This window comes from Streptomyces sp. NPDC006435, from assembly GCF_040612315.1.
Taxonomy (GTDB): Bacteria; Actinomycetota; Actinomycetes; order Streptomycetales; family Streptomycetaceae; genus Streptomyces.
On sequence record NZ_JBEXPY010000014.1, the window covers coordinates 1 to 25,317 of the forward strand.

Sequence of the window (25,317 nt, forward strand, 5' to 3'; positions counted from 1 at the left end):
ATGTAGGCGTCCGACGGGTCGGGCCTGCCGCCGAACTCGCCGAGCAGCGCGTCCTGCCAGCCGGTGATGCCCAGGGAATGCAACAGCCCCTGGGCGCGCAGGAGTCCGGCGAGCCGGTCCGCGGCGGTGGCTGCCGGGACCAGCCGGGCGACGAGCACGGTGGCGCCCTCCTGGAGCATGCCGCTGGGAGTGCCGTCCGGCTCGCGCTCGATCCGGCCGTCGGCGGGGTCGGGGGTGTCGGCGGTGACCCCGGCCAGTTCGAGGGCCCGGGTGTTCGCCCAGGCGCCGTGGTGGTCCCGGTTCGACAGGAGCACCGGGCGGTCCGGAACGACGGAGTCGAGCAGTTGCCGGGTGGGCAGCCCGCCGTCGAAGCTCTCCATCGACCAGCCACTGCCGGTGATCCACTCGTGGTCCGGGTGGGCATCGGCGTACGAACGGATCCGGGCCAGGTAATCGGCGGTGCCGACGGTGCCGGTCAGATCGCACTCGGCCAGCTCCGAGCCGCCGTAGACGGCGTGGACGTGGGCGTCTTGGAAGCCGGGCACCAGCAGTTTTCCGGCCAGGTCCACGACCTCGGTGCGTGGGCCGATCAGCTCGCGCACCTCGTCGTGACCGACGGCCGCGATCCGCTCGCCGACCACGGCGAGCGAGGACGCCCGGGTGCGGGCCGGGTCCGCGGTGAAGACGGGGCCACGGGTGAAGACCAGATCGGCTGCGGTCATGGAACGCTCCGGGACGGGTGGTGACGGACGGTGGGCGCCATGGAAACCGGGCGGCCGTTCATGTGTCAATGATGTTGACATAAGGCCCCGGCGAGGTCCGGCCGGACGGCACGACGGCCCGGTGTGTCGTGGACCGCGGTGGCCGGAAATCGTCCGAGTTCATGAAGTTCCCTCGACAACACGAGGGGCAGTGTTCGATCATGTGTACGGCATCGCGTGCCGGTCACCGACTGGGTGAGGCATGGAGGTGCAGCGAGATGCCTTGCGGAGGCATTCCAAGCATGTCAGTCGAGTTGAACCACACCATCATCCACGCCCGGGACAACCGGGAGTCCGCCGAGTTCCTGGCCCGAATCCTGGGGCTGGAGGTCGGGGCGGAGTGGGGCCCGTTCGTTCCGGTCGCCACCGACAACGGGGTCACCCTGGACTTCGCCACCATTCCGGCGGAGTCGATCGTCGCGCAGCACTACGCGTTCCTGATCTCGGACGAGGAGTTCGACGCGGCCTTCACGCGGATCGAGGAGGCCGGCATCACGTACTACGCCGATCCGCACATGAAGCGGCCGGGCGAGATCAACCATCACCACAGCGGGCGCGGCCTGTACTTCCTGGATCCGGCCGGTCACGGCATGGAGATCATCACCCGCCCGTACGGCTACGACCCGGAGTCGACGGAGTCGTAGGGCGCGGGAGGACCGACCGCACCGGCCGGGGCCGGGGATCCGCCGCCCCGGCCGACGCGCGGGGCCACGTGCCCCGTATCTCCGTATGTCCCGTGTGCGTACCCCGGTATGTCCAGTGTGCGTACCCCGGTCGGGTGCACCGATCCGCGTGCGTTCCGGTCGTGTGCGGGTCCTCGGTCGTCAGTCGGTTCCGGTCGGCTCCGCGCGTGCCCGTCGTCGGAAGCCGGTGGGGGTCTCGGCCGTGCGGTGCCGGAAGAAGCGGGTGAAGACCGTGGTACCGGGGAAGCCGAGCCGGTCGGCGATCGCGTACGCGGGCAACCGGGTGTGCACGAGCAGCCGTTTGGCCTCCAGGACCAGGCGGTCGTCGATCAGGGCCTTCGCACTGCGTCCGACCGCCGCGTTGCTGGCCCGGGTCAGCGAACGAACGCTGTAACCGAGCATGACGGCGTAGTCCTGGACCTGGTGGCTGTGCGCGAAGTTGCTCTCGACCGCGGCCCGGAAGCGGCGGAAGGTCTCGTCGCCGGCGGCCTGTTTCCGATGCCCGCCCGGGAGGTGGGACAGCCGCAGCACGAGGACCGAGAGCAGATGGCGCACGACCTCGACATGGACTTCCAACGGCAGGTCGCGCGGCCGGTGGTACTGGCCCTCCAGCAGTTCCAGGGTCCGTTCCACCGGCTCCGCCGCACCGGGCGCGGGTGACAGGGGGAGCCGCCAGGCCCTGCGGTCCAGCCGGGCCCCGTCGACGGTGACCTCGTTCAGGAAACTCGCCTGGAACAGGACCACCGTCGCGTTCGTGGCTGCGGGCGCAGGGGACGGGCCCCCGCCGCTGTTCCGGGGGCCGGCCCGGTCCGCCGTCGGCCGGAGCCGGAGGAGCTGACCCGGCCGGACCCACAGCCACGATCCGCTCTCGACGACGCAGTCGGTGGTGTCCACCGAGCAGGGCAGCCGGCCCGAGCGCACGGTCACCAGCAGATGGAACGCCAGGCGCACGGGCACGGGCGCGTCCGGCTCGACACCGAGCCGTCGGATCCGGGCCGTGAGGCCGGGCAGATCGGTGACCTCCACCCCGGGAGGGCCGCCGGGAGTGGCCGGGAACGGAAAATCCGGGAGCTCGTCAAGCTGTCCGTTTCTGCTCATCTCGCGTCCGAGTCTATCCCGCCACCTCTCTCCCATCCTCTTAGCGTGAGCAGGGAAGAAGCGGTGAATCCGCTGCGAATCCGCCATGGGCCCACCCTGCCCGGCAGGGCTGCCCCCGTGGATTCGTACGACTGATATTGCGCATGTCCGTACGGGCCGTGCGGAGGAGAGGGCAGGACGCATGCGACTGATCGTGGGCATGACCGGGGCGACCGGCGCGGTGATCGGGCTCGGGCTGCTGGAGCGCCTTGCCGCGGACCCGCGGATCGAGACGCATCTGGTGCTCAGCCGCTGGGCGCGGGCCACGGTCGAGCTGGAGACGGGCCGGTCGGTCCGTGAACTGTCCGGACTCGCCGACGCCACGTACGGCCCGGACGACCAGGGGGCCGTCATCTCCTCCGGGTCGTTCCGCACCGACGGCATGGTGATCGCGCCGTGCAGCATGAAGACGCTGGCCGGGATCCGCGCCGGTTACGCGGACGGCCTCGTGGGCCGGGCGGCGGACGTCGTGCTCAAGGAGGGCGGGCCGCTGGTCCTGGTGCCCCGGGAGACCCCGCTGAACGAGATCCACCTGGAGAACATGCTGGGGCTCGCGCGGATGGGGGCGCGCATCGTTCCGCCGATGCCGGCCTTCTACAACCACCCCCGCACCATCGACGACCTCGTCGACCACATGGTGGTCCGCATACTCGACCAGCTCGGCGTCCCCGCACCCGACGAGCACCGGTGGAACGGCATGCGTGCCGCGCGCGCCGACCGCGCGCCCCGACCCCACTGACCCGCACCGAGGCATCTCGACTCGCCCCCGGAGGCCTCGCCCCCGTCCCCGTCCCCCGTATCCCCGTCCTCGTTCTCATCCCTGTCCCTGTCCCTGCCCCTGTCCCCGTCCCCGTTCCCGGGGGCTCCGTCCGCATCCTCGGAGAAGGAACAACCATGTCCCAGAACACCCCGGCCCTCGACTTCCGGGCCTTCGTCGAACGGCTCATCGCCGACGGCGACGCGGTGGCGATCGAGCAGCCCGTCGATCCCCACCTCGAAGTCGGCGCGGTGACCCGCCGCGCGTACGAGACGGGAGCGCCCGCGCCCCTGTTCACCGCGCTGACCGGCGGCGCCCCCGGTCACCGGATCCTGGGCGCCCCCGCCGGGCTCGGCGACCCCCGGCAGGGCACCGAGCACAGCAGGCTCGCCGCCCACTTCGGACTCCCGCGCACCGCCACCCCGCGCCGGATCGTGGAACACCTGGTCCGTGCCATGCACGCCGACCCGGTCGCACCCGTCGAGGTCCCCACCGGCCCCTGCAAGCAGAACGTGTACACCGGTGACGCGGTGGACCTGGAACGCTTCCCGGTGCCGCTGCTGCACCAGGAGGACGGCGGACGGTACTTCGGCACCTACGGCTTCCACGTGGTGAGGTCCCCGGACGGCGGGTGGACCAGCTGGTCGGTGGCCCGCACGATGCTGCGCGACCGCAACACCCTGGTCGGCCCCGCCATGCCGCAACAACACATCGGGATGATCCACCGGATGTGGCGCGAGCGGGGCGAGCACACCCCGTGGGCCATGGTCCTCGGCGCGCCGCCGGCCGCTCTCGCCGCCGCCGGGATGCCACTGCCGGAGCGTGTGGACGAGGACGGCTATGTCGGCGCGCTCACCGGCAGCCCGGTCGAAGTGGTCCGCACCGAGACCAACGGGCTGTACGTGCCCGCGAACTCCGAGATCGTGCTGGAGGGCCACCTCAGCAGCGACGGGACGGCCGACGAGGGCCCGATGGGCGAGTACCACGGATACGCGTTCCCGGACGGCAAACAACAGCCCGTCTTCCACGTGGAGGCGGTCACCTGCCGCGACGAACCCATCCTGCCCGTCTGCGCCGCCGGCCTGCCCCCGGAGGAGAACCACACTATTTGGGGCACCATGATCTCCGCCGTCGCACTCGACGTGCTCCGCCGCGCGGGTCTCCCCGTCGATCTGGCCTGGTGCTCGTACGAGGCGGCCACCTGCTGGCTCGTCGTTTCCCTCGACCGCGCCCGCCGCGCCGAACTCGGCCTGAGTGAGCGCGAGTCGGTCGAATCGGTGGCCGACGTGCTGTTCGCCTCGCACGCGGGCTGGCTCGTCCCCAAGGTGATCCTCGTCGACGACGACATCGACATCACCGACATCCGTCAGGTCGTGTGGGCGATGGCGACCCGGAGCCACCCGGACACCGGCCACCACACCTTCCCGCAGGCCCCGGGCATCCCGATGGTCCCCTACCTCACCCCCGGGGAGGCCGCCGCCGCCCGGGGCGGGAAGTCGGTCACCAGCTGCCTCCTGCCGGAAGGGTTCCGCGGCACCACGGCCTCCTTCCGCACCTCCTACCCCGAGCGGATCCAGCAGCGGGTCGTGGAGAACTGGACCCGCTACGGCTACCCGGCCGCCTGAGCCGCGTCCGCACCGTCCCGCTCCACGAGCACCTCCCCGGGAGCTTGCCCGGCTCAGCCGCCGAGGGCGTGCCCGGTCGTCGCGTCCACGTGGTCCGGGATCTCGTCGTGGCGATCGCCCACGGACAGCGTTCCCGTGGGCTCGAACATGAGGATCGCGGCGCCGGACGGGGCGTACGGCCTGTGTTCCGTGCCCCGGGGGACGGTGAAGACCGACCCCCGCGGGAGCAGGACCGTGCGCTCCCCGCCGGGCCCGCGCAGGGAGATGTGCAGTTCCCCGTCCAGTACCAGGAAGAACTCGTCGGTGTCGTCGTGGACGTGCCAGACGTGCTCGCCCCCGACCTTGGCGATGCGGACGTCGTAGTCGTTGACGCGGGTGACGACGCGGGGGCTCCACAGGGCGTCGAAGGAGGCCAGGGCCTCGTCGAGAGAAATGGGTCCGTTGCTCATGGGCCCATCCTGGGCCGTTCCGCACGACCGCCGTGAGTGCTAGGAATCGCATATGGCGAAAGAATCCTTGCACGCGGTACGCCCGCCGGGCACGCACCGGGTCGTCGTGATCGTGGACGAGAACTCGAACCCCTTCGAGCTCGGCTGCGCGACCGAGGTCTTCGGCCTGCGCAGACCGGAGATCGGCCGTGAGCTCTACGACTTCGGGCTCTGCTCCCCCGAACCCCGCACCCTGATGCGGGACGGTTTCTTCACGCTCGCGGGAGTCGCCGGCCTGGAGGCGGCCGATACGGCGGACACCTTGATCGTCCCCAACCGGCCCGACGTCGAGGTGCCCCGTCGGCCCGCCGTGCTCGACGCCGTCCGGCGGGCGCACGCGCGCGGTGCGCGCCTGATCGGCTTCTGCAGCGGCGCCTTCACCCTGGCCGAGGCCGGGGTCCTCGACGGGCGCCGGGCCACCGCGCACTGGCAGTGGGCGGACGCCTTCCGGGCCCGCTTCCCGTTCGTCCGCCTCGAACCGGACGTGTTGTTCGTGGACGACGGCGACATCCTCACCGCTGCGGGGAGCGCGGCCGCGCTCGACCTCGGGCTGCACGTGGTGCGCCGGGACCACGGTGCGGAGATCGCCAACTCCGTGAGCCGCCGGCTGGTCTTCGCGGCGCACCGGGACGGCGGGCAGCGGCAGTTCGTGGAGCGCCCCATGCCCGATCTGCCCGACGAGTCCCTGGCACCCGTCCTGGCCTGGGCCCAGGAACGGCTGGACGCGCCGCTCACGGTCCCCGACCTCGCGGCGCGCGCGGCGGTCAGCCCCGCGACGCTGCACCGCCGTTTCCGGGCACAACTGGGAACGACGCCGCTGGCGTGGCTCACGGGGGAGCGGCTCGCCCTGGCGTGCCGCCTGATCGAAGGAGGCGAGTCCCGTTTCGAGGTGGTCGCACGGCGCAGTGGCCTCGGCACCGCCGCCCACCTGCGCACACTGATGCGCCGCGGCACGGGCATCACCCCGTCGGCGTACCGGCGCCGGTTCGGACCGGAGGCGAACTGAGTCCGAGGTCCGGCCCCGTGACCTCCGCCGAGACCGAGACCGCCGTCGAAGAGGCCACCGCCGAGGAGACCACCGCCGAGAAGGCCACCGTCGAGGGGGCCGGCACCGTTTCCGAGCCGGACTCCCCATCTCCATCCCTGCCCCCACCGTCGCCGGCTTCGTCCGGTCGGCCCGCTCGTCCGGGGAAGCCGCCCGGCAGCGTCAATTCCACGGCTCCTGGTAGGGGTCCTCGCCCAGAACCTTCGCGGCGGCCACGCAGAGGTCTTCGCCGTGGAGCTGGTTGCCGCCCCACCCGGAGCCCCACAGTTCCGACGCGGCCCGGGCCACGGCGCGCCAGGTGAAGTCCTGGTCGACCCGCCACGTGCGGATCCGGGCAGCCATCTCAGGTGTGATCGCCGTCGGGTCCATGGTGTTGTGCGTCATCCCACCGCCCCTGCCGAGAGGCCCTGACCGTTCTGGCCGCGGTCGCTGTCCTCGTCGATTCCGGTGGCGGTCACCTTGCCGGTGGTCGCGTCGACCGTGACCTCGTGGTTCCCGTTCTTGTCCTTGGGGTTCGTGACGTCGATGTGCCAGGCGGGGGTGGTGCCGTGGTCGTTCTCGAGGTCGGCGGAGGTCGCGGTGCCGTCGACCTCGGCCAGGGCCGCGTCGACGGCCTTGGCCAGGTCGGTCCTGGCGGACTTCGCCAGGGCGGCGTCGGCGCTGCGGTCGTCGGGGCTCCGGTCCTTGTCCGTACGGGTGGCGGTGACCTTGCCGTCGGTCGCGTCGACGGTGACCTCGTGCTCGGTGCCGTGGGAGTCCGTCACGTCGATCTTCCAGACCGGTTTGTCCTTGCTGCCGTCCAGGTCGGCCGCGGTGACCGTGCCCGCGACGGACTTCTCGGCGGTCCCGGCGGCCTGCTTGATGTCCACCTCGGCGTTCTTGATCAGCGCGGCGTCGTCGTCGTTGTCGTCGTGGTCGGTGCCGGGCAGCGCGGCGATGACACCTGTCCGGATACCGTGGCCGGCGTCCGAGGGGGAAGCGGCGGCCGTGGCCGCGGCGCCGCCGAGGGCCGCGGTGGCGGCGAGTACGGCGGCAACCATGCGGCGGCTGCCGACCGGAGCGCGCTCGAGGGATTTCATGGGGATGTTCCCTTCGCTCGGGGGACATGTGCTCCTGAGGCCGTCCGCCGCTGTTCCTGCGACCATCCGCCACGGGCGAGCGACGCCGAGGGATTCGACCGGACCGGACGGATCCCCGACAAGAGCCATTTTCCGTCCGCTCGAGCGCCGTCGCACTGTCGCGCCGCCGAGACCCTCGGGGGCGGGTGCTGCCAGGGGGGCGTCCCGTGGTGCCCCTGTGTCCGTGGAAGGGCACGGAAAGGCGGTCCTCAGTGCAGCAGGGTGTCGATCGAGCCGGCGACCTTCCGGCACATCTCCGTGAACATGGCCTGCTCGCCGGGCGAGAGCGCCTCCACGGCGGCCCGGGCGTTCTCCCGCCGGCTGCGCGCGGCACCGGCCAGGAAGGCGTGCCCCTTCGGGGTCAGCGACGTCGTGTGTTCCCGCCTGTCCTCGCCGAGTGCCGCCTGCTGGACCAGCTCCAGGTCCTTCAGGACGCGCAGCGCCTTGGACGCGGTCTGCCGCGACACGCCCAGGGACTCGCTGAGCCGCGAGGGGTTCGTGGCGCCGCGGATGCGGAGCATCTCCAGGATGTCGTACTGCTGCCAGTTGACGCCCTCGGGGTTGGTCGCGGTGCGCCGGGCGACCAGGACGCACTGCAGATGGGACAGCGCGTCCTCCAGCTCGGAGGGCTGGTCGAGGGGCTGGCCGAGCCGTGCGTGGACGGCGTCTGCGTCCGTCATCGATGGGCTCCTTCCGGGGCGGACACGGTGGACCGGGACCGTCATGATGTCCGATGAGGTCCTGTTTGGTTTCCAGACATAAATGATGTGAGTGTAGCCGTCCTTTCCGTGAGGTCGATTCCGTCGGAAGATGGTTTCCTTTAGGAAATCGATTGACGTAGTGTGAGTGGAGGCGGACGCGGCGCGACGGGTGGAGGCTGTGAACCATGACGGGCGGGACGAACGCACGATTCGGCGGCGACATCGTTCTCGGTGGCGTCCGGGAGAACAACCTCAAGAACGTCTCACTGGCCATCCCGAAGGGGAAGCTCACCGTCTTCACCGGTGTGTCCGGCTCGGGGAAGTCCTCGGTCGTCTTCTCGACGATCGCGGTCGAGTCGCGGCGTCAGCTCAACGAGACGTTCCCCTGGTACGTGCGCAACCGGCTCACCCGGTACGAGCGGCCGCGCGCCGAGGTGATGGAGAACCTGTCCACCGCGATCGTGGTCGACCAGAAGCCCATCGGCGGGAATTCGCGCTCGACCGTCGGCACCATGACCGAGGTGCACCCCATCCTGCGGGTGTTGTTCTCGCGGTGCGGAAAGCCCTCCGCGGGTCCGTCGAACCTCTACTCCTTCAACGACCCGCACGGCATGTGCGAGAACTGCGAAGGGCTGGGCCGGGTCACGACGGTGGACCCGGACCGGCTGCTCGACGGGAGCAGAACACTCAACGAGGGCGCCATCGCCTTTCCCCCGTTCGCGGTCGGCACCGCCCAGTGGCAGCTGTACGCGGAATCGGGCCTCTTCGACCCCGACAGGCCACTGGACCGCTTCACCGAGCAGGAGCGTGAACTCCTGCTGTACGGCAGTGGGTTCCGCGTCGACCGGCGCAGTCGGCACGGCGTCCACAGGAACGAGTACGAGGGAGTGGTCACCCGCTTCACCCGCCGCTACCTCAGACGCGACGTGCACGCCCTGAGCGACCGGGAACGGGAGGCCGTGGCCCGGTTCGTCACCGAGGGCCCCTGCCCGGAGTGCGGGGGAGCCCGGCTCAACGCCGCGGCCCGGGGCTCCCGGATCGGCCCGCACAACATCGCCGACTACGCGGCCATGGAGATCGGCGAACTCGTCGAGGTGCTCGCCGCCCTCGACGACCCCGTCGCCGAGCCCGTGGCGGCCGCGGCCCTCGCCGTACTGCGCCGCATCGAGGCGGTGGGCCTCGGCTACCTCGCCCTGGACCGCGAGACGTCCACCGTGTCGGGCGGGGAGGGGAGGCGGCTGAAGATCGTGCGCCACCTCGGCAGCAGCCTCACCGACGTGACGTACATCCTCGACGAACCCAGCGCCGGACTGCACCCCCGCGACGTGCACCGGCTCAACGAACTGCTCCTGGAACTGCGGGACAAGGGCAACACCGTCCTGGTCGTCGAGCACGACCGGCAGGTCATCGCCATCGCCGACCACGTCGTCGACATGGGGCCGGGTGCCGGGGCCCGCGGTGGGGAGGTCGTCTTCGAGGGCACCGCCGAGGAACTGCGCTCCTCGGACTCCCTCACCGGGCGGCGCCTGGGCGCGGTGTCCGGGCTCCACCGGACACCGCGCACCCCCACCGGCGCCTTCACCGTCGCCGGGGCCGCCCTGCACAACCTCCAGGACGTCACCGTCGACATCCCGACCGGTGTCCTCACCGTGGTCACCGGTGTCGCCGGTTCGGGCAAGAGCACCCTGGTCACCGGCGTCCTCGCCGCCCGCCACCCCGACGCGATCGTCGTCGACCAGTCGGCGATCGGCATCTCGCCGCGCTCGACACCGGCCACCCACGTGAACGTCATGGACACCATCCGCAGGCTGTTCGCCCGCGCCAACGGGGTCGACGCGGGAATGTTCAGCTTCAACTCCACCGGCGGCTGCCCCGAGTGCAAGGGCCGCGGCGTCATCGAGAACGACCTCGCCTTCCTGGACCCCGTCACCACGACCTGCGAGGTCTGCCGGGGCCGGCGCTACCGGGACGAGGTCCTCGACCACCGTCTGCACGGCCGCGACATCGTCGAGACCCTGGAGCTCACCGTCGAGGAGGCGCTCGACCACTTCACCGAACGCACCGTGCTGAGCAGGCTGGCGCCGCTCCGCGAGGTCGGGCTTCCCTACCTCACCCTCGGACAGCCGCTGTCCACCCTGTCCGGCGGCGAACGGCAACGCCTCAAGCTCGCCGGCAGGTTGCACGATCCGGGCGGCCTCCACATCTTCGACGAGCCGACGACCGGTCTGCACATGGCCGACGTCGACACCCTGCTCGCCCTCCTCGACCGGCTCGTCGACGGCGGCAACACCGTCGTCGTGATCGAGCACGACCTGGACGTGATCAAGCACGCCGACTGGATCATCGACCTCGGTCCCGGAGCCGGCCGGCACGGTGGACGCGTCGTCTTCGAAGGAACACCGGAACAACTGTCCACCGTCCGGGGCTCGTTCACCGCCGAGTACCTCGGAAAGGACCTCGCGCGGGCCGCCGCCCGGAACTGATCCGCCCGACACCGGCCCGCCCGGCGTGCGGTCGTCCGGCGCAGGGCAGTCCGGCCAGGTGTCCGGGACCGTCCGGGACAGCCCCGGACAGCGCGGAACGCTTGTGGCGCGGACACGGGCCCGGCAGCGTTCCTGTCGTACGGCCGAGGAAGGGGCGGACCTCCCGCCCCGCCGTGCCTCGTACGACCTTGGACCAGGGGGTACATCCATGCGCAAACACCTGAACATCGGCCTGCTGTGCCTGGCGACGACCGGGGTGATGCTGGTTCCCGGCGGGGCCGGGGCACTGGCCGCCCCGGCCGGGGGCGAGGACGTCACCGTCTACGTCGGATCCGGCGGGACCTCGTTCGCCGGGCTCTCGGGGAAGACGCTCCGGCAGGCGGCGTACGGGGCCGGCCGCACGGCACGGAACCCGGTCGGTTCACTGCGCGACGCGCAGGCCGTGCTCGCGGCCGGGCACACCAGGAACGCGACGATCCTGCTCCGCGGCGGCACCTACGACGACGCCGGGGTGGAGTGGGCGCCGGGCATCGCCGACGGCACGGTCACCGTCCGGGCCCAGCCGGGGACGGGCCCCGTCACGTTCGACGGCCGGGCGGCCGGGGCCGGGTACTGGACGAAGGTCGGCCCGAAGTCGCCCAAGCTGAACTTCCAGGGTCCGTACACCGTGCAGCGCTACGGCGACGGCGGGATCAAGGCCACGGGGACCAGGAAGGACGGCCCGGTCAGGGGACTCGTGGTCAACAGGATCACCTTCAAACAGATCGGCAACGCCTGGGTCGAGGGCGGCAAGGGCTTCGCCGGGGTGCACCTGAACTACGTGTCGAAGGCGAAGATCACCAAGAACCGGTTCCTCAATCTCGAGAACAAGAAGGAACCGGGAAACACCCATGGCGTCTATCTCGCCTTCAACCAGACGCAGCGGACCCCGGGGAGCAACGGGAACATCGTGGAGGGGAACACCTTCAAGGTCATCTCCGGTGATCCGGTCCGTGCCAGCGACGGCAGCAGCGGCAACAAGGTCCGGAACAACACCTTCGCGAAGGGCCGCGACCACCGGGGCAGGATCCGGGGCAACGGCAACTACGGGATGTTCACCTACTGGGTGTTCCCGCGGGCCGACACGTGTGGAAAGGGCGGCAACACGTTCTCCGGCAACACCTACACCGTGAACTACTACAACAAGAAGAAGCCGGCCGTCCGCTCGGGCCCCGACGCCCGCAGCCACTGCAAGTCCGTCAAGGCCACGGGACGCAACACCTACAAGCGGTAGGACCGTGGTGGAAGTGCCGGTCGCGGGTGCCCGTCCGGGACCGCGACCGGCACGGCCGCCCCGTGACGGCCCCGGGCGTTTTTGCGGCGAACCGGGCCCGGCCCGCCCGTCGGGGCGGAGGTGCGCGGCCTGCTCGCGAGGGCCGGTGCACGGCTCCTCGTCACCGCGCTGTCGATACAAGGAGGCCATGCCCGTGAAGACGGGGGAAGGCGTGCTGGAGGAGAACGTCGCGGCCCGGATCTCCCGCACGGACGGGACGATCTCCTACCTGCCGCCGGGGGAGATGGAGGCGGAGGACCTGGCCCCCGTCCGGCTGGACACCGGCGGGGCGCAGCCCGTGCTCCCCGACGCCGACTCCCTCGTCGAGGGCGCCGCGAAGGCGCGCCGACTGCACGCCGGGGGGACCGACCTCACCATGGAGATCGACCACGCGACCCGTGCCCAGGACGCGTACCCGATCTTCCGGTTCGGGTACGCCGTCCTGTGCGCCCCCGGCAAGAATCCCGTCAGAACCCCGGACGCCCGCCCCTTCTTCGTCCACGCGGTCGATGACGACGGCCGACGGACAGCCGCACAACTCGGTTACGGCGCTCTCCCGAAGAAGCTGGCCCAGGAGGTCGAGAACGTCCTGGAACAAGGGAACTGACCCCCTCCCCGCCACGCCGTCGCCGCTGCCCGGACACACACGACGGTTGGCCGGGCGCGCGCCGGACAGGGCGCACACCGGTTCGGTACGACGCGGCGGTACCCCTGTGCCGCCGTACGCCTCCCGGGGCGTCCCCCGGCACACGGGTACCGCTGCTCCCTCACCCGGCACGGCCGAATCGCGACCTACCGGCCCAGGGAACCCGTCCGGATCCTGAAGGACATGGGGGACACCGAAAACACATCAGGTCCGGACAACACCGACGACATGTTCCGCGCCCTCCTGGAGGGCGCCATCGCCCCGCGCCCGCCCGACCCGCCCGACTGCCCCTTCTGCGACCTCCGTCAGGACCGCTACCCCACCCTCTACGCGGGTCATTGGATCCTCCTCGAACCCCGCGTCCTCGTCCCCGCCCACACCGTGCCCCCACGACGGCGCTGGATCATCACCATGGACGGGGCCGCCATGAACCTGTGGGACGCGGAACCCCTTCCCGGTACCCGGTGCCGCATCGCGCACCACACGGTCTGCCCCCGCCTCCGGCCCGAGGACCCCTGGCCCTGGACCGCCGAGCTCCGGCAGGAGAACGACCGCAGGACGCAGCGCCTGTTCGATCTTCCCGACGACCGGGGGCCGCGCAACGGCTGGGACCACCGCGACGACTGGGACCTTCCTGACGACTGGGGTCTGCCCGACACGGGCTGACGCCCACGGACCGCAGCCGTAGCCGTAGCCGTGGGCGTAGGCGCGGACGTTCGTGACCGCCCCTCGTGGGGTCTCAGGGACGCAGGACGCGCCGGAGCCAGCGGGTACGGGTGTCGAGGGCGTCCCGGCTGAGGGCCGCCTGCGGAGCGAGGGTGTCGAAACCGTGGAACGCCCCGGGCCATACGTGAAGTTCGGCCCGACCCCCGGCCCGCCAGATCGCATCGGCGTAGGCCACGCCCTCGTCCCTGAAGGTCTCGGCCGAACCGACCTCGACGTAGGCCGGGGGCAGCCCGGACAGATCCGTCGCACGGGCGGGAGCCGCGTGGGGCGGCAGGTCCGCGGTGCCATAGCGGTCGCCCAACAGTGCCTGCCAAGCGGTCGCGTTGGAGGTCCGGTCCCAGGTGTCGACGCCGGCCATCTGATGGCTGGAGAAGGTGTTCCCGCGGTCGTCGAGCATCGGGCACAGGAGCAACTGCCCGGCCGGCACGGGCCCGCCCCGGTCGCGGGCGAGCAGGGCGAGCGCCGCGGCGAGTCCGCCACCGGCGCTCTTCCCCCCGACGACGACGCGGTCCGCGTCGATGCCGAGTTCGTCCGCGTGCGCGACCACCCAAGCGAAACCGGCGTAACAGTCCTCCAGCGGATCGGGGTACCGCACCCGCGGTGCCAGCCGGTACTCGACGGAGACCACGGCCAGCCCCAGCGGGAGAGCCCATTCGCGCAGCAGCCGAGGGAGCACGGACCACGCGTTGCCCATGATCATCCCGCCGCCGTGCATGTAGTACAGCAGGGGCAGCGGCCCGGTGGCCCCGGCGGGCCGCGCGCTCACGAGCGTCACGTCCTGCCCGCCCGGCGCCCCCGGCACCCGCAGTTCGTCCACCTCGAAGCGGCCGTCGGCCCGGAGCTCCCGGACCGTCGGCCGGGGCCGGGCCGCGGCGTCCCGCTCCTGCCGGGCCGCGAGGTTCTCCGGGGTGAACGGTTCCCTTGCCGCGCTCCCCGAACCCGCCAGCGCCGCGCCCAGCTCGGGGTCGAAAGGAGGAACGTTCCGGGCCGCCGGGACGGGGCCGGTCTTCGGTGCTGTGCCGTCGACGCTCATGCCGGGAAAGTACCGGGAACGCACTCGGGAACGCACTGGGGGACACACGCGGGAACGTACTGGGGGACGCACCGGGAAAGTACCTGCCCCTGTCGATCCGGTCACCGGGCGGGGAGCACCGGTCAGGGGTGGCGCGTGGCCACGATCACCGAACTTGTCGGTGTCGTGAGCAACTCGGTGGCCTCCAGGGCCGGATGCGTGAGGTAGAACAGCCGGAGCCCGTCCACTTCGCCCTCGAAGCGGGGCGGCCAGTGGGACGAGGGGGTGAAGTCGTCCAGGACGAGCAGGCCACCGGGGGCGAGGCGCTCGACGACCCCTTGGGCGTCGTCGCGCTTGCCCCCGCCGTCGCAGAAGAAGACGTCGAACGGGGCGTGCTGGTCGAGCAGCCGCCAGTCCCCGGTGAGGACGCTGACGCGCTCGTCGTCCGCGAAGATCCCGGCCGCCCGGCGGGCCAGCTCCTCGTCGCGCTCCACGGTGACCAGGCGCGCTCCGGGGCCGAGACCGCTGTGCAGCCAGGCGGTGCCCACTCCGGAGCCGGTACCGCTCTCCGCGACCACCCCGTGGGGCTTCGAGGCGGCGGCCAGCCCGAGCAGCCTGCCCACTTCGGGGATGCAGCTCTTCTTGAACCCCATCTCGGAGGCGACCCGCTCCGCGGCCGCCACACGGGACGGAACCGCACGTTCTGCCATGACCATGATTCTCCTTGCCGCGTTCTCTCCGTACTGTGATCGCGCGATCACGCGATGACATGATCATGAGGCTACTGATGGACGGCGACGCCCGTACGGGGTTTCGCCCGGCAGGGGACGGAAGGCGGCGGGCGGCGGCATGAGTTCAAAGAGCGCGGGCGCGGAACGGATGGCGCGGTTCGCCGCGGAGGTCGACTGGTCGAAGGTGACCAGCCCCTACCACGCCCAGCGGTACGGGCCCGAGGTGCTGGAGCAGCTGTGGGCGCCGGACCGCGCCACGGCCGAGGACGCCCTGGTGGATCTGCACCACGCGTCCTGCGGCGACGGCAGTTTGGTGCTGGCGGCGGCGGCCGAGGTGCTGCCGTTCCTCGTCGAGGCGGCCCGGGACCAGGCCGTGACGGTGCGCGCGGAGATCATGGAGACGGTCACCGTTGTCGCCCGCGCGGGCAACGCCGCTCCCACCGAGGGGGTCGACCCGATCCTGAAGGGCAGGTGGTGGCGCACTGTCGCCCCCGCGTGGCCGGCTGCCTGGGAGCGGGCGACGGACCCGCTGCTGCCGTTGCTCGACGACGACGATCGCGACGTCCGGGCCGCGGCGGCCACCGTACTCGCGCAGGCCGCCCACCGGGCGGACGAGCTCACCGCCCGCTTCCGGGACCGCTTCGAGAGCGAGCAGGACCCGTGGGTGGCCGAAACGCTCGTCCTGGCCGTCGGGGAACTCGCCCGCCACACCGTGGAGCGACGCGAGGAGGCACTCGCCTGGCTGCGGCAGCGGATGACCGTCGAGGAGGAGGGGGAGGAACCCGACGTCGAGGAGGACGTCGACGCCTGGCTGGAGTGGTTCGAGAAGCCCCGGCACGACGTCCGGCTGCAGGCGGTCGCGGCCCTGCGCCGAGCCCTGCCCGAACACGTCGACCCCTCTTACGCCCGCACCACGGCCGAAACGCTGCTCACCTCCCCGCCCCTGGTCGCGGGGTCCTCCGAGGTGTACCGCTCCTGGCCGGTCGGCGTCATCGTCGACGCCGACCGGCAGCTCGGCGACGACCTGCCGGGCAGGCTCGCCCTCGCTCTCGGACTGCTGCGCCACGACGGCGCCGGACAGCGCGAGGGAGGTCTGCGGGTCGCGGCCTCCCTGATGTCCCGGTGGCGCTCCGCCGTACCCGAACTGCTCCCGGCCGTAGCGGAGTCCACCGACGACCCGAACCCGGGCAACCGCGCCTCCGCGCTGCGGGTCCTCGCCATGTGCGGGGCCGCCGCACGCCCCTGGGCCGACCGCGCCGCGGCGCATCTCACCGAGGACGAAGAACCCCACGAGCCCGCGAGGAGGTACGCGGTCTGGGCACTGAGCCGGATGGGCGACGAACGCTGCGTGGTACCGCTGGCCCGGCTGCTCACCGTCCGCGGCAGCGGGTTCGCCGATTGGCCTCCCGTCCTGTCCGGCCGGAGCTGGGAGAAGGACGACCGCAACTTCTCCGAGGCCCTCGCCCCCTTCACCGCGCACACGGACACCCTCCTCGGTCCGCTGCTGGCCCGTACCAGGACGGCTTCGACGACCGAGCGCGGCGCGTACCACGGGATCATCGGCCGATGGCATCACGACGGCGCGCCCGTCGTCCCGCGACTGCTCGAACTGCTCGAATCGCCCGACCCGGACGAGGCATTGACGGCCGCCCATGCCCTGAGCCGGACGGGCCCCCGCGCCGTCGCCGCCGACCGTCGCACACGGCTGCGGGAACTGCTCGGACCGCCGGAGTTCTGGGCCGACTCGGCCCGTGTCGACCCCTTCCGCTTCCGTTTCCTCACCGGCGACGACGAACCCGTACTGGCCCTGCTGTGCTCCCCCGAGGAGAGCGGATACCCGGAGTTGAGCGCCGGGGCCGACGACGGCGCCCGGATCCGGGCCTGCATCGCGCTGGGCCCGCTCGCCGCCCCGGCGGCGGATCTGCCGCGCGGCCTGTTCCGGGAGGCGCTGCGCGGGAGGCCGGATCGCCGGTCCGACGCGCCGAAGGACGTCGTACGGCGGGCCCGTGCCCTGTGGCGGGTCACCGGCGATGCGGAGGAAGTCCTGCCGGGCCTCCTGGAACTGACCGGGTGCAGTGCGTCGGAGGGCTACCGGACCCCGGGAGGCGTCGAGCCCCTGTGCCTGCTCGCCGAGGTGGCCGCCACCCACCCGCCCGTCGTGGAGCAGGTCGCCCGACGGCTGCGCGCCACCGCCGGGGAACGGCTCGGGCACGGCAACCGCTTCGACGCGATGGAGATCGTCCAGGGGCTGTGGGAACTCACCGGGGACCCGCGGCAGGTCGTCCCGGCCCTGACCGATCTGGTACGGATCTGCCCGCCGCCCGGCAGTGCGCACCCCACCGTCCTCGAACCGCTGGAGCTCCTCGCCGAGGTCGCCGCCGCCGACCCGGCGTCCGTCGCCCCGGTGACTCCCGCGCTGCGGGCCCTTCTCGACGCCGACGAACGTCCCGTCGCACACGACCACTGGCGCGCGGTCCTGGAGGACGACGCGTTGTGCGCGGCGGTCCGGGCGGTACTGGATGCCGCGGCGACGGGGGCGGGGGAGGACGCGGGAGAGGACGCGAGGGAAGGGACCGTGTAGGCGGGCGCCGTCACGGGGCGGTCGCGGTACGTGTCCGGGGCCGGGCGCCGACGCCCTCGGGGGAGGGGGAGGACCCGAAGTCCCTCCCCCTCCCCGGCGGGTGTTCCGAACCCGGTCCGCGATCAGGCGGATCGGGAACGTGCGGCGGTCGGACCGCCGCGGACCGTTCAGACCTGGAGCCCCGTGGCCTTCACGTCCTCGACCTTGCGGACCTTGATCTCCATGCGATTCACCTCCTCGTGACTGGATGACGTCCCCCGCGCCGGCGGTGCGCCGGGCCGGGGCGGACCGGTACCCGCGGGGTCTCAGGTCCTCGTCGTGAGCCGCCGTGCGCGCTCACGGACCGAGAGGACCGCGGGAAGAACGAAGGGGGTCAGACAGACCGCGGTGCACAGCAGCGCCCACCAGAACTGCCCGGTGGCCGGGCCCGCGCCGAGCCGGTCGGCGGCCCAGCGCAGCACCTCCCATGCGAAGGGCGCCAGGAAGAGCCCCGCCCAGACCAGGGTCAGCGCGGCCCCGAAGAACCGCACCCAGCGGAACCAGCGCCCGGCCCGTACATCGGCCGGATGCGCGTCGGCCAGCTCGGCCGCCCCCGCGGCGTCCGGTCGGCCGACGGCGCGCCGGAGCATCAGGGTCGAGACCCGCCACAGGTTGCGACAGCCCAGCGCGTTGACCAGCACCGCGTACAGGTCCGTGCGCAGGAAGACCATGCACTGCCAGAGCATCGCGGTGAGCTTCACGTAGATCCAGGTGGCGAGGACCGCGTCGAGCGGATCGGGCGCCGCCCACGTGCCGGTGTCGATCAGCAGCCGCGCCGCCAGCGGCACGGCGAGCAGCACCGCGTCGAGGGCGAGGCCGGCCAGCAGCGGCCCGTACCGCTTGCGTCTCGGCACGGTCCACAGCTGGGTCAGGTCGGTCTCGAAGACCAGCAGGAACCCCATCCGCCGGTCCATGCCGAACCTGGCCCCCAGACCGAGGGCGCGGGCCGCGAACCAGTGCCCCAGCTCGTGGATCGCCGTGGCGGCCGTGGCGATCGGGACGAGGATCAGGCTGCCGAGGCCGATGTCGTCCACGACGAACGCGTCGGTGGCCGGATCGGGGAAGAGGCCGGGCCGGAACACGAACACGGCGAGCGCGAACACCGCGCACGCGGCGTAGCAGCTCCAGGCCACCCGTCCGAAGAAGGGCCGCGCGACCTCCTGGCGGACGCCGTCCAGCCACCGCCCGCCCTGTACGGGTGCCGAACGGACCGGTGCGCCCTGCTGCCCCTCGTCGAGGAAACCGAGCTCGCGCAGCGTCTCGACGAAGGACGGTACGTCGACGGGCTGCCCGGCGAACTCCTCGGCCTCGGCGGCGGCCTCGGCGATCGTCGCCCCGCGCAGCAGCGCCTCGACGACCACACCGCCGACCTTCGGAACGGCGACGAACTGCCCCGTTCCCGGGTCGCCCACCAGGACCTCGTCCTCCCCCTCGGGCACCAGGCTCAGCGGTCGCAGCCGCACGGTCGTCCGCGAGGACCCGTCCACCCCGGTCATGCCGCGGCCACCCGTACCGGAGCCAGCGCGCACACCGGGCAGTCCGGCACGTCGGGGAACGGCACCCGGCTGCCCGCCAGGCCCTCGCGCAGGTCGAGCCGGATCCGGGCGCCCGCGGCCACCGGCTCCTGGAACCCGGTCAGATAACGCAGGCCCTCCAGCGCGATCAGCGAACCGACCTGCATGGCCACCGGACCGATGAGCGGGTTGGTCGTCCGCATGCCGTGCACGAGGTCCTCCGCGGCCGCCGCACCGGTGCCCTCCTCCGGGCGCTGCGAGAACTCGCACGCCAGGCAGGCGCTCGTCCCCGGATCGACGGACATGTACGAGAGCAGCGTGCGGGTCGCGCCGCCGACGACCAGCGGCACACCGGCCCGGACGGCGGCCTCGTTCACCCACAGGCCGGCGTCGGGATGGCCGTCCAGGCCGCCCACCATCAGGTCGATCCCGTCGGTGAGATCGGCGAGGTCCTCGGGGCCCGCGACCCAGCGGTCGACGGTGCGCACCTCGATGTCCGGGTCGTACGCCCGCACCCAGGCCGCGGCGCGCTCGACCTTCGAGCGGCCGACGTCCTCGTGCCGGTAGAGGAACTGCCGGGCGAAGTTGCGGGTCTCGACGCGGTCGTGGTCCAGCAGCGTCAACCGGCCGACGCCGAGACCCGCCAGGCACTGCACCAGCGAGGAACCGCCGCCGCCCACACCGAGCACCAGGACGTGCGCGTCGCGCACCCGCCGCAGGAAATCGGTGCGGTGCCGGTCGAGGTCCGCGAAGGTGCCGAAGAACGCCAGGTTGGAGAAGTGCCGCTGGTCCACCGCCGGATCACCGGTGAACCTGCCCTCGTCGCGCTCGACCAGCCCCAGCCCCGCCAGCCCCGCCAGACCCCCGTCGAGCTCCTCCCCGGTCACCTCGACGCCCCGGGCGGCGAGCGCGGCACGCAGCCCCGGAACGCTCCGGGGCCCCTCCCGGAGCACGGAGAGAAGCGCCTCGACCTTCCCTTCGGGGTCCTCCAGAGTGATCGACTCACGGGGGTCGAAGACGACGATCAGGTCTTCCCCCACCGTTTGCCAGGAGCACTCCTTGAGCGCGACACGCATCAACCCACTCGCTTTCGGCCTCAGCGGACCCCGGACCTCCCGGGGCATGGCCGCAACTCTGCGGCCCGGGGCTGAACTTCCGCTTTGACGGCGCTTTGGGCCCGTGCCGCGGGGCAGGCCCGTACGGCCGCGTCCGCGTCGTGGCAGCGTTGACACGGCGCACGGCGCCCCGGGCGGTCCCGGTGGCTCAGTCCGTCGCCCGCAGCAGCTCGCGCACGGCGTCCGCGTCCGGGTGTTCGAGTTCGTCGAAGAGGGCGAGGGAGGCCCGCCACGCCTCGCGTGCGCCCGCCGGGTCGCCGACGGTGCTCAGGACCTCGCCGAGGCCGCGCAGCGCGACCGCCTCGCCGTACCCGTTGCCCAGCCGGTGGAACCCCTCCTGGCACCGGCGGTAGCAGTCGAGGGCCTCGGTGTGCTGACCCATGGCACGGCGGATGGAGCCGAGGGTCTCCCAGGTGTACGCCTCACCGAGCGGGCTGCCCTCCGCCCGGTGCAGTTGCAGCGCCTCGTTGCAGCAGGCGAGCGCCTTCTCGTGGTCGCCCAGATGGGTGTGGCACCAGCCGATGTTGTTCAGCGCGCCGCCCCAGCCGGCCCGGTTGCCGGCCGCGCGCTCCAGTTCGAGCACCTGCTCGGCGCAGCGGAGCGTGGCGCGGTAGTCGCCCTGCTGCTCGTACGACCAGCCGAGCGTCCGCAGGGTGTGGGCCTGCGCCGCCAGGTCGTTCAGCTCGCGCTGCAGCTCCAGCGCCCGCGACAACTCGTCCCGGGCCTCCTCGTACCGTCCCAGCCGGATCGCGGCCCGGCCCGACTCGCAGTGGCACAGTGCCGTCCCGGCCCGGTCCTCCCGCCGCCGGGCCGCGGCGATGGCCGTGCGCTGGGTGGCCACCCAGTCGTGCCAACGGCCGCTGAGGTGGAGGAAGTCCCCCATGGCGAGCGGGAGTTGCCAGGCGTGGTCGTCGAATCCGGCCAGGCCGGCCGCGTCCGTGACCGCGAGCAGGACGGCGTGCTCCGCCTCGAACCACGCCATCGCCTCCTCGTACCCCTCCGGGTGGTGGGGCGCGGAGCCGGACACCGGCGGCGACAGCGGCAGTTCGCGGCGGACCGGGGCGAGCCGCCGGCCCGCGGCGTGCGCGGTGTGCAGGAAGTGGTCGAACAGGCGGTGCCGCGCCTCGGTGCGTTCCGCCGCGGACTCCTCGGCCGCCACCAGCCCCGCGGCGTACGCGCGCAGCAGATCGTGGAAGGAGTACCGGCCGGGGCGGTGCTCGTCGATCAGATGGACGTGGGCCAGCTCGGTCAGCGCCGCCGCGGCCTCCTGGACGGACAGCCGGGCCAGCGCCGCCACCGCGGGCGCTGCGGCCTCCCGGCCGGGGTACAGCCCGAGCAGCCGGAACACCCGGGCCGTACCGGCGTCCAGCCGGAGGTACGACCACGAGAAGACCGTCCGGACGCTGCTCACCGCCTCACCGGTGTCCAGCGCGTCCAGCCGCCCCCGGGTGTCGCGCAGCTCCGCCGCGACCGCGCTCAGCGCGAACCCGGGCCGGCCGACGGCACGGGCGGCGGTCACGGCGAGTGCCAGCGGCAGCCGGGCGCACAGGCCGATCAGCTCGGCCACCGCCTCCGGTTCCGCGGCGACCCGGTCCGTGCCGAGCCGGGCGACGAGCAGTTCGTGGGCCTCCTCGCGCGGCAGCACGTCGAGCCGGACCAGCCGGGCGCCGTCGGTGACGGCGAGACCGGCCAGCCGGCCGCGGCCGGTGACGACCACGGCACACCCGGCACCGCCCGGCAGCAGCGGACGCACCTGGGCGGCGTCGGTGGCGTTGTCGAGGACGAACAGCAGGCGGCGGCCGGCGGTCTCGGTGCGCAGCAGCGCCGCCCGCGCCTCCAACGGGTCCGGGATCCGCTCCGGCGGCACCGACAGGGCCTCCAGGAAACCGCGGACCGCCTCGCCGGGCGGCACCGGCCCGGCGGCGGAGTCGAAGCCGCGCAGATTCACGTACAGCTGACCGTCCGGGAAGTCCGGCGCCGCGCGGTGTGCCCAGTGCAGGGCCAGCGCGGTCTTCCCCGCGCCCGCCGTGCCGGTGATCACGCGTACGGTCGGGCCCGTACCGGCGTCCGCGCCACCGGGCGGCCCGTCCAGCATCCGTAGTTCGGCCCGGCGTCCCGCGAACCCGGCGACCCTGGAGGGGAGTTGGCGCGGCGGAACCGGTCCCCGTCCGGAACGGGCGGCCCCCTCCGGCGGCCGGGGGACGGGCCCGGGGGCGGGGGCGGCGAGCCCCGGATCGCCGCGCAGCATGCGCAGTTGCAGCTCGCGAAGCGGGGCGGACGGTGCGACGCTCAGCTCGGCGGCCAGCAGCCGGTGCACCTCCCGGTAGGCGTCGAGGGCCTCCGCCTGCCGCCCCGACCGGTACAGCGCCAGCATCAACTGCTCCCACAGCCCCTCCCGGAGCGGATGCTCGCGCACCGACTGCCGCAGCTCCGGCACCAGCGCGGTGTGCCGCCCGCAGGCCAGATCCGCCTCGACACGGGCCTGGAGGACGTCGAGCCGCTGCTCGTCCAGCCGCGCGGCCTCCGCCTCCACCACCGGCCCGGCCGGTACGTCGGCGAGCGCGGGGCCGCGCCACAGCGCGAGCGCCTCCGCGAGCAGACCCGCCGCGCGTTCCGCCTCGCCGGCCGCCAGCGCGGCACGGCCGGAGGCGCCGAGCCGGGCGAAGACGGCGGCGTCGAGATCGTCCTCGCCGTCGGGCACCATCTGGTAGCCCGGTGGCCGGGTGACGAGCAACCGGCCCTCCCGGTCGCCGAGTTCACGGCGCAGCCGGAGCACGTACTGCTGGATGAGATTGGCGGCCGCCCTGGGTTCGCGCTCGCCCCACAGCTCCGTCCCAAGCCGGTCCGTCGGTACGGGGGTGTCGCGCCGCACCAGCAGGGCGGCGAGCAGCGCGCGCGGCTTGGCGGCGGAGATCCCCCGCCAGTGGGTGCCGTCGAATATTTCGAGGGCACCGAGGATACGGAAACGCATCCGGCCTCCCCCGCCGTCCGTACCGTGTGCGTGTGATCTTGCCACCGGCCGACGCGATCCGCCACGCCGTTGCCGCCGTCATCGCCCCCCCGGCCGGGCAAGGCAGTCGAGACCGCCGGTGCGCTGAGCTTCCGCACCCGGGGCCGGGCCGCGTCCTGACGTCATGTCAGGCGGTCTTGACGGATCCGCCGTCGATCAGCAGGTCCGTGCCGGACATGCTGGCCGCCAGCGGCGAGGCGAGGTAGGCGACGGCCGTGGCGACCTCGGACGGTTCCAGCATGCGGCCGGTGGTCATGCCCATCGCGGCCGGGATCCGGGCCAGCAACTGCTCCTGGGTGACCCCCATGGAGCGGGCCAGCTCCGCGCCATAGCCGTCCGGGCTCTCCCACATCGCGGTACGCACCGGGCCCGGCGAGATGGTGTTGATGCGCACGCCCTGCGGTCCGAACTCCTCCGCCAGCGCCTTGCCGAAGGCGGTCAGCGCGGCCTTTGCGGTGGTGTAGGGGACGGGCCCGGCATGCGGCGTCCGGGCGCCGTTGGAGGAGATGTTGATCAGCGCCCCGCGGCGGCGCAGCAGGCTGGGCAGCGCCGCCCGGCTGGTCCGCACGGCGGCCAGGAAGTTCAGGTCGAGGGACTGCTGCCACTGCTGGTCGGTGAAGGAGAGGAAGCCGCCGGTCTGGCCCTCTCCGCTGTCGCCTCCGCCGACATTGTTGACGAGCAGGTCGAGGTCGCCGAGTTCGGCGATGGCGCGGTCGATCAGCCGGGCGGGGGCGTCGAGGGCAAGCAGGTCCACCGGTACGGCCAGGGCGCCGGTTTCCTCCAGCTCCGGGGTGATGGTGCGGGCGGCGGCCACCACGCGAACGCCTTCGGCGGTGAGCGCTCGGACGGTGGCCAGCCCGATGCCGCGGCTCGCGCCGGTGACCACGGCGGTGGTGTTCGTCAGCTGCAGATCCATGGATGCACTCCTGTCGTGGCAATGAATCAGTTGCGACTTCAGCGATGCCGCAAACCTAATAGATGCAACATCGATGACGCAACTAGTTCATGACTGGCGTCCCCGATGTACTGTCTGGTTCATGGAGACAAAGGGGCGCGCGCTGCGTGCCGATGCGGAGCGGACGGTGCGGACGATCCTGGAGGCGGCCGAACGCGTGCTGGCCGCCGACCCGGCGGCGACCATGGAGCAGATCGCAGCGGCGGCCGGAGTGGCCCGCACCACCGTGCACCGGCGCTTCGCCACTCGCGAGGCATTGGTCGAGGCGCTGGCGGCCTGGGCGGCCGAGCGGTTCCACCAGGCCGTGGAGGCCGCCCGCCCGCTCACCTCTCCGCCGCTGGTCGCCCTGCACCAGGTGACCGCCAACGTCCTTCAGGTGAAGATCGGCTGGAGCTTCGCGATGAGCCGGAGCGCTCCCTCCGACCCCGAGACGGCGCGAGTGCACGCCGATGTCCTGGCCCAGTGCGAGCAGCTCTTCCGCCGCGCGCAGGAGGCCGGCCTGCTGTCTGCGGACGTCGACCTGGAGTGGGCCCGCCGGGTCTACTACGCACTGATCCACGAGGCGGCCGAAGAAGGGCGGGAGATCGCCGATGTCGGCGCCGTCGACCAGCTGGCCGCACGCGTGGTGGACACCCTGCTGCACGGAGTCGGGGCACCGGCGTAGACCTTGCCACGAGGGCCGGTCGGGGGGCATGGGCGACGGCGTGCACCTGCGGGCTGTGGTCGGCGGTCGAGCCGACGGTGCGTCCGGTGCCGGCGATCGAGCGGAACGGAACGAACGCGATGCGTTGTTCACCGCAGACGCCCGGAAACTCCTTCTGCTCGGGTGACGCGTTGATGCCGTACATGTTCCGGATGCGGACATTCCCCACCGGGCG

22 protein-coding genes are annotated in these 25,317 nt (G+C 72.6%); 10 read left to right on the forward strand and 12 right to left on the reverse strand.

Annotated features, from left to right (window positions below):
- On the reverse strand, positions 1–722 hold a 722-nt coding region (locus ABZZ04_RS16235), incomplete at its 3' end, for an amidohydrolase family protein (RefSeq protein ID WP_356932855.1).
- A gap of 281 nt (positions 723–1,003) precedes the next feature.
- On the opposite strand from ABZZ04_RS16235, the gene ABZZ04_RS16240 reads away from it, so the two are divergent.
- A complete protein-coding gene (locus tag ABZZ04_RS16240) occupies positions 1,004–1,405 on the forward strand; it encodes a VOC family protein (RefSeq protein ID WP_356932856.1) in 402 nt (133 codons plus the stop codon).
- A 180-nt stretch (positions 1,406–1,585) separates the two neighbouring features.
- Here the strand turns inward: ABZZ04_RS16240 and ABZZ04_RS16245 are convergent, their stop codons facing one another.
- Positions 1,586–2,542: an AraC family transcriptional regulator gene (locus tag ABZZ04_RS16245; protein WP_356932857.1), complete on the reverse strand. Its 957-nt coding sequence runs from the start codon at positions 2,540–2,542 to the stop codon at positions 1,586–1,588.
- Between the two features lie 181 nt (positions 2,543–2,723).
- On the opposite strand from ABZZ04_RS16245, the gene ABZZ04_RS16250 reads away from it, so the two are divergent.
- Together ABZZ04_RS16250 and ABZZ04_RS16255 are read left to right on the forward strand one after the other, a co-directional pair.
- Positions 2,724–3,320, forward strand: coding sequence for a UbiX family flavin prenyltransferase (locus tag ABZZ04_RS16250; RefSeq protein WP_356932858.1), 597 nt, complete (start codon positions 2,724–2,726; stop codon positions 3,318–3,320).
- Positions 3,321–3,475: 155 nt separating this feature from the next.
- Entirely contained in the window at positions 3,476–4,963 is a 1,488-nt protein-coding gene (locus ABZZ04_RS16255) for a UbiD family decarboxylase (RefSeq protein ID WP_356932859.1), read from the forward strand.
- A 53-nt stretch (positions 4,964–5,016) separates the two neighbouring features.
- On the opposite strand, the gene ABZZ04_RS16260 is transcribed toward ABZZ04_RS16255, so the two are convergent.
- Positions 5,017–5,412 (reverse strand): cupin domain-containing protein, encoded by a 396-nt coding sequence (locus tag ABZZ04_RS16260; protein ID WP_356932860.1) that lies wholly within the window; start codon positions 5,410–5,412, stop codon positions 5,017–5,019.
- A gap of 52 nt (positions 5,413–5,464) precedes the next feature.
- On the opposite strand from ABZZ04_RS16260, the gene ABZZ04_RS16265 reads away from it, so the two are divergent.
- A complete protein-coding gene (locus ABZZ04_RS16265; protein WP_356932861.1) occupies positions 5,465–6,457 on the forward strand; it encodes a helix-turn-helix domain-containing protein in 993 nt (330 codons plus the stop codon).
- 201 nt (positions 6,458–6,658) lie between these two features.
- Here the strand turns inward: ABZZ04_RS16265 and ABZZ04_RS16270 are convergent, their stop codons facing one another.
- The 3 genes from ABZZ04_RS16270 to ABZZ04_RS16280 all read right to left on the reverse strand — a co-directional run bounded on the left by ABZZ04_RS16270 (position 6,659) and on the right by ABZZ04_RS16280 (position 8,294).
- Entirely contained in the window at positions 6,659–6,880 is a 222-nt protein-coding gene (locus ABZZ04_RS16270; RefSeq protein ID WP_356932862.1) for a hypothetical protein, read from the reverse strand.
- Positions 6,877–7,575, reverse strand: coding sequence for a PepSY domain-containing protein (locus ABZZ04_RS16275; RefSeq protein ID WP_356932863.1), 699 nt, complete (start codon positions 7,573–7,575; stop codon positions 6,877–6,879). The genes ABZZ04_RS16270 and ABZZ04_RS16275 overlap by 4 nt, the downstream gene beginning before the upstream one ends.
- Before the next feature lie 248 nt (positions 7,576–7,823).
- Positions 7,824–8,294, reverse strand: coding sequence for a MarR family transcriptional regulator (locus ABZZ04_RS16280; protein ID WP_356932864.1), 471 nt, complete (start codon positions 8,292–8,294; stop codon positions 7,824–7,826).
- A 206-nt stretch (positions 8,295–8,500) separates the two neighbouring features.
- On the opposite strand from ABZZ04_RS16280, the gene ABZZ04_RS16285 reads away from it, so the two are divergent.
- The 4 genes from ABZZ04_RS16285 to ABZZ04_RS16300 all read left to right on the forward strand — a co-directional run bounded on the left by ABZZ04_RS16285 (position 8,501) and on the right by ABZZ04_RS16300 (position 13,422).
- Positions 8,501–10,798: an excinuclease ABC subunit UvrA gene (locus ABZZ04_RS16285; RefSeq protein WP_356932865.1), complete on the forward strand. Its 2,298-nt coding sequence runs from the start codon at positions 8,501–8,503 to the stop codon at positions 10,796–10,798.
- A gap of 208 nt (positions 10,799–11,006) precedes the next feature.
- Positions 11,007–12,071, forward strand: a complete 1,065-nt coding sequence (locus ABZZ04_RS16290; protein WP_356932866.1) for a right-handed parallel beta-helix repeat-containing protein — start codon at positions 11,007–11,009, stop codon at positions 12,069–12,071.
- A gap of 193 nt (positions 12,072–12,264) precedes the next feature.
- Positions 12,265–12,717 (forward strand): hypothetical protein, encoded by a 453-nt coding sequence (locus ABZZ04_RS16295; RefSeq protein WP_356932867.1) that lies wholly within the window; start codon positions 12,265–12,267, stop codon positions 12,715–12,717.
- A gap of 222 nt (positions 12,718–12,939) precedes the next feature.
- Entirely contained in the window at positions 12,940–13,422 is a 483-nt protein-coding gene (locus tag ABZZ04_RS16300) for a DUF6083 domain-containing protein (protein WP_356932868.1), read from the forward strand.
- A gap of 73 nt (positions 13,423–13,495) precedes the next feature.
- On the opposite strand, the gene ABZZ04_RS16305 is transcribed toward ABZZ04_RS16300, so the two are convergent.
- The gene (locus ABZZ04_RS16305; RefSeq protein WP_356932869.1) at positions 13,496–14,515 is read right to left on the reverse strand and encodes an alpha/beta hydrolase; all 1,020 of its coding nucleotides are present in this window, start codon (positions 14,513–14,515) and stop codon (positions 13,496–13,498) included.
- Between the two features lie 122 nt (positions 14,516–14,637).
- Entirely contained in the window at positions 14,638–15,210 is a 573-nt protein-coding gene (locus ABZZ04_RS16310; protein WP_356932870.1) for a class I SAM-dependent methyltransferase, read from the reverse strand.
- Between the two features lie 133 nt (positions 15,211–15,343).
- Here ABZZ04_RS16310 and ABZZ04_RS16315 point away from each other — a divergent pair, with 133 nt between their 5' ends.
- Positions 15,344–17,806, forward strand: coding sequence for a hypothetical protein (locus tag ABZZ04_RS16315; protein ID WP_356932871.1), 2,463 nt, complete (start codon positions 15,344–15,346; stop codon positions 17,804–17,806).
- A gap of 305 nt (positions 17,807–18,111) precedes the next feature.
- On the opposite strand, the gene ABZZ04_RS16320 is transcribed toward ABZZ04_RS16315, so the two are convergent.
- The 4 genes from ABZZ04_RS16320 to ABZZ04_RS16335 form a co-directional block, all read right to left on the reverse strand.
- Complete coding sequence (locus ABZZ04_RS16320) at positions 18,112–19,341, reverse strand: hypothetical protein (protein ID WP_356932872.1); 1,230 nt, start codon at positions 19,339–19,341, stop codon at positions 18,112–18,114.
- Positions 19,338–20,435, reverse strand: a complete 1,098-nt coding sequence (locus ABZZ04_RS16325; RefSeq protein WP_356932873.1) for a ThiF family adenylyltransferase — start codon at positions 20,433–20,435, stop codon at positions 19,338–19,340. The genes ABZZ04_RS16320 and ABZZ04_RS16325 overlap by 4 nt, the downstream gene beginning before the upstream one ends.
- 187 nt (positions 20,436–20,622) lie before the next feature.
- The gene (locus ABZZ04_RS16330) at positions 20,623–23,445 is read right to left on the reverse strand and encodes a BTAD domain-containing putative transcriptional regulator (RefSeq protein ID WP_356932874.1); all 2,823 of its coding nucleotides are present in this window, start codon (positions 23,443–23,445) and stop codon (positions 20,623–20,625) included.
- A gap of 166 nt (positions 23,446–23,611) precedes the next feature.
- Positions 23,612–24,400 carry an SDR family oxidoreductase gene (locus tag ABZZ04_RS16335; protein WP_356932875.1) on the reverse strand — a complete coding sequence of 263 codons (789 nt, stop codon included), beginning with the start codon at positions 24,398–24,400 and terminating at the stop codon, positions 23,612–23,614.
- Between the two features lie 121 nt (positions 24,401–24,521).
- On the opposite strand from ABZZ04_RS16335, the gene ABZZ04_RS16340 reads away from it, so the two are divergent.
- Positions 24,522–25,103, forward strand: coding sequence for a helix-turn-helix domain-containing protein (locus ABZZ04_RS16340; protein WP_356932876.1), 582 nt, complete (start codon positions 24,522–24,524; stop codon positions 25,101–25,103).
- The last annotated feature ends 214 nt before the right edge of the window (positions 25,104–25,317 follow it).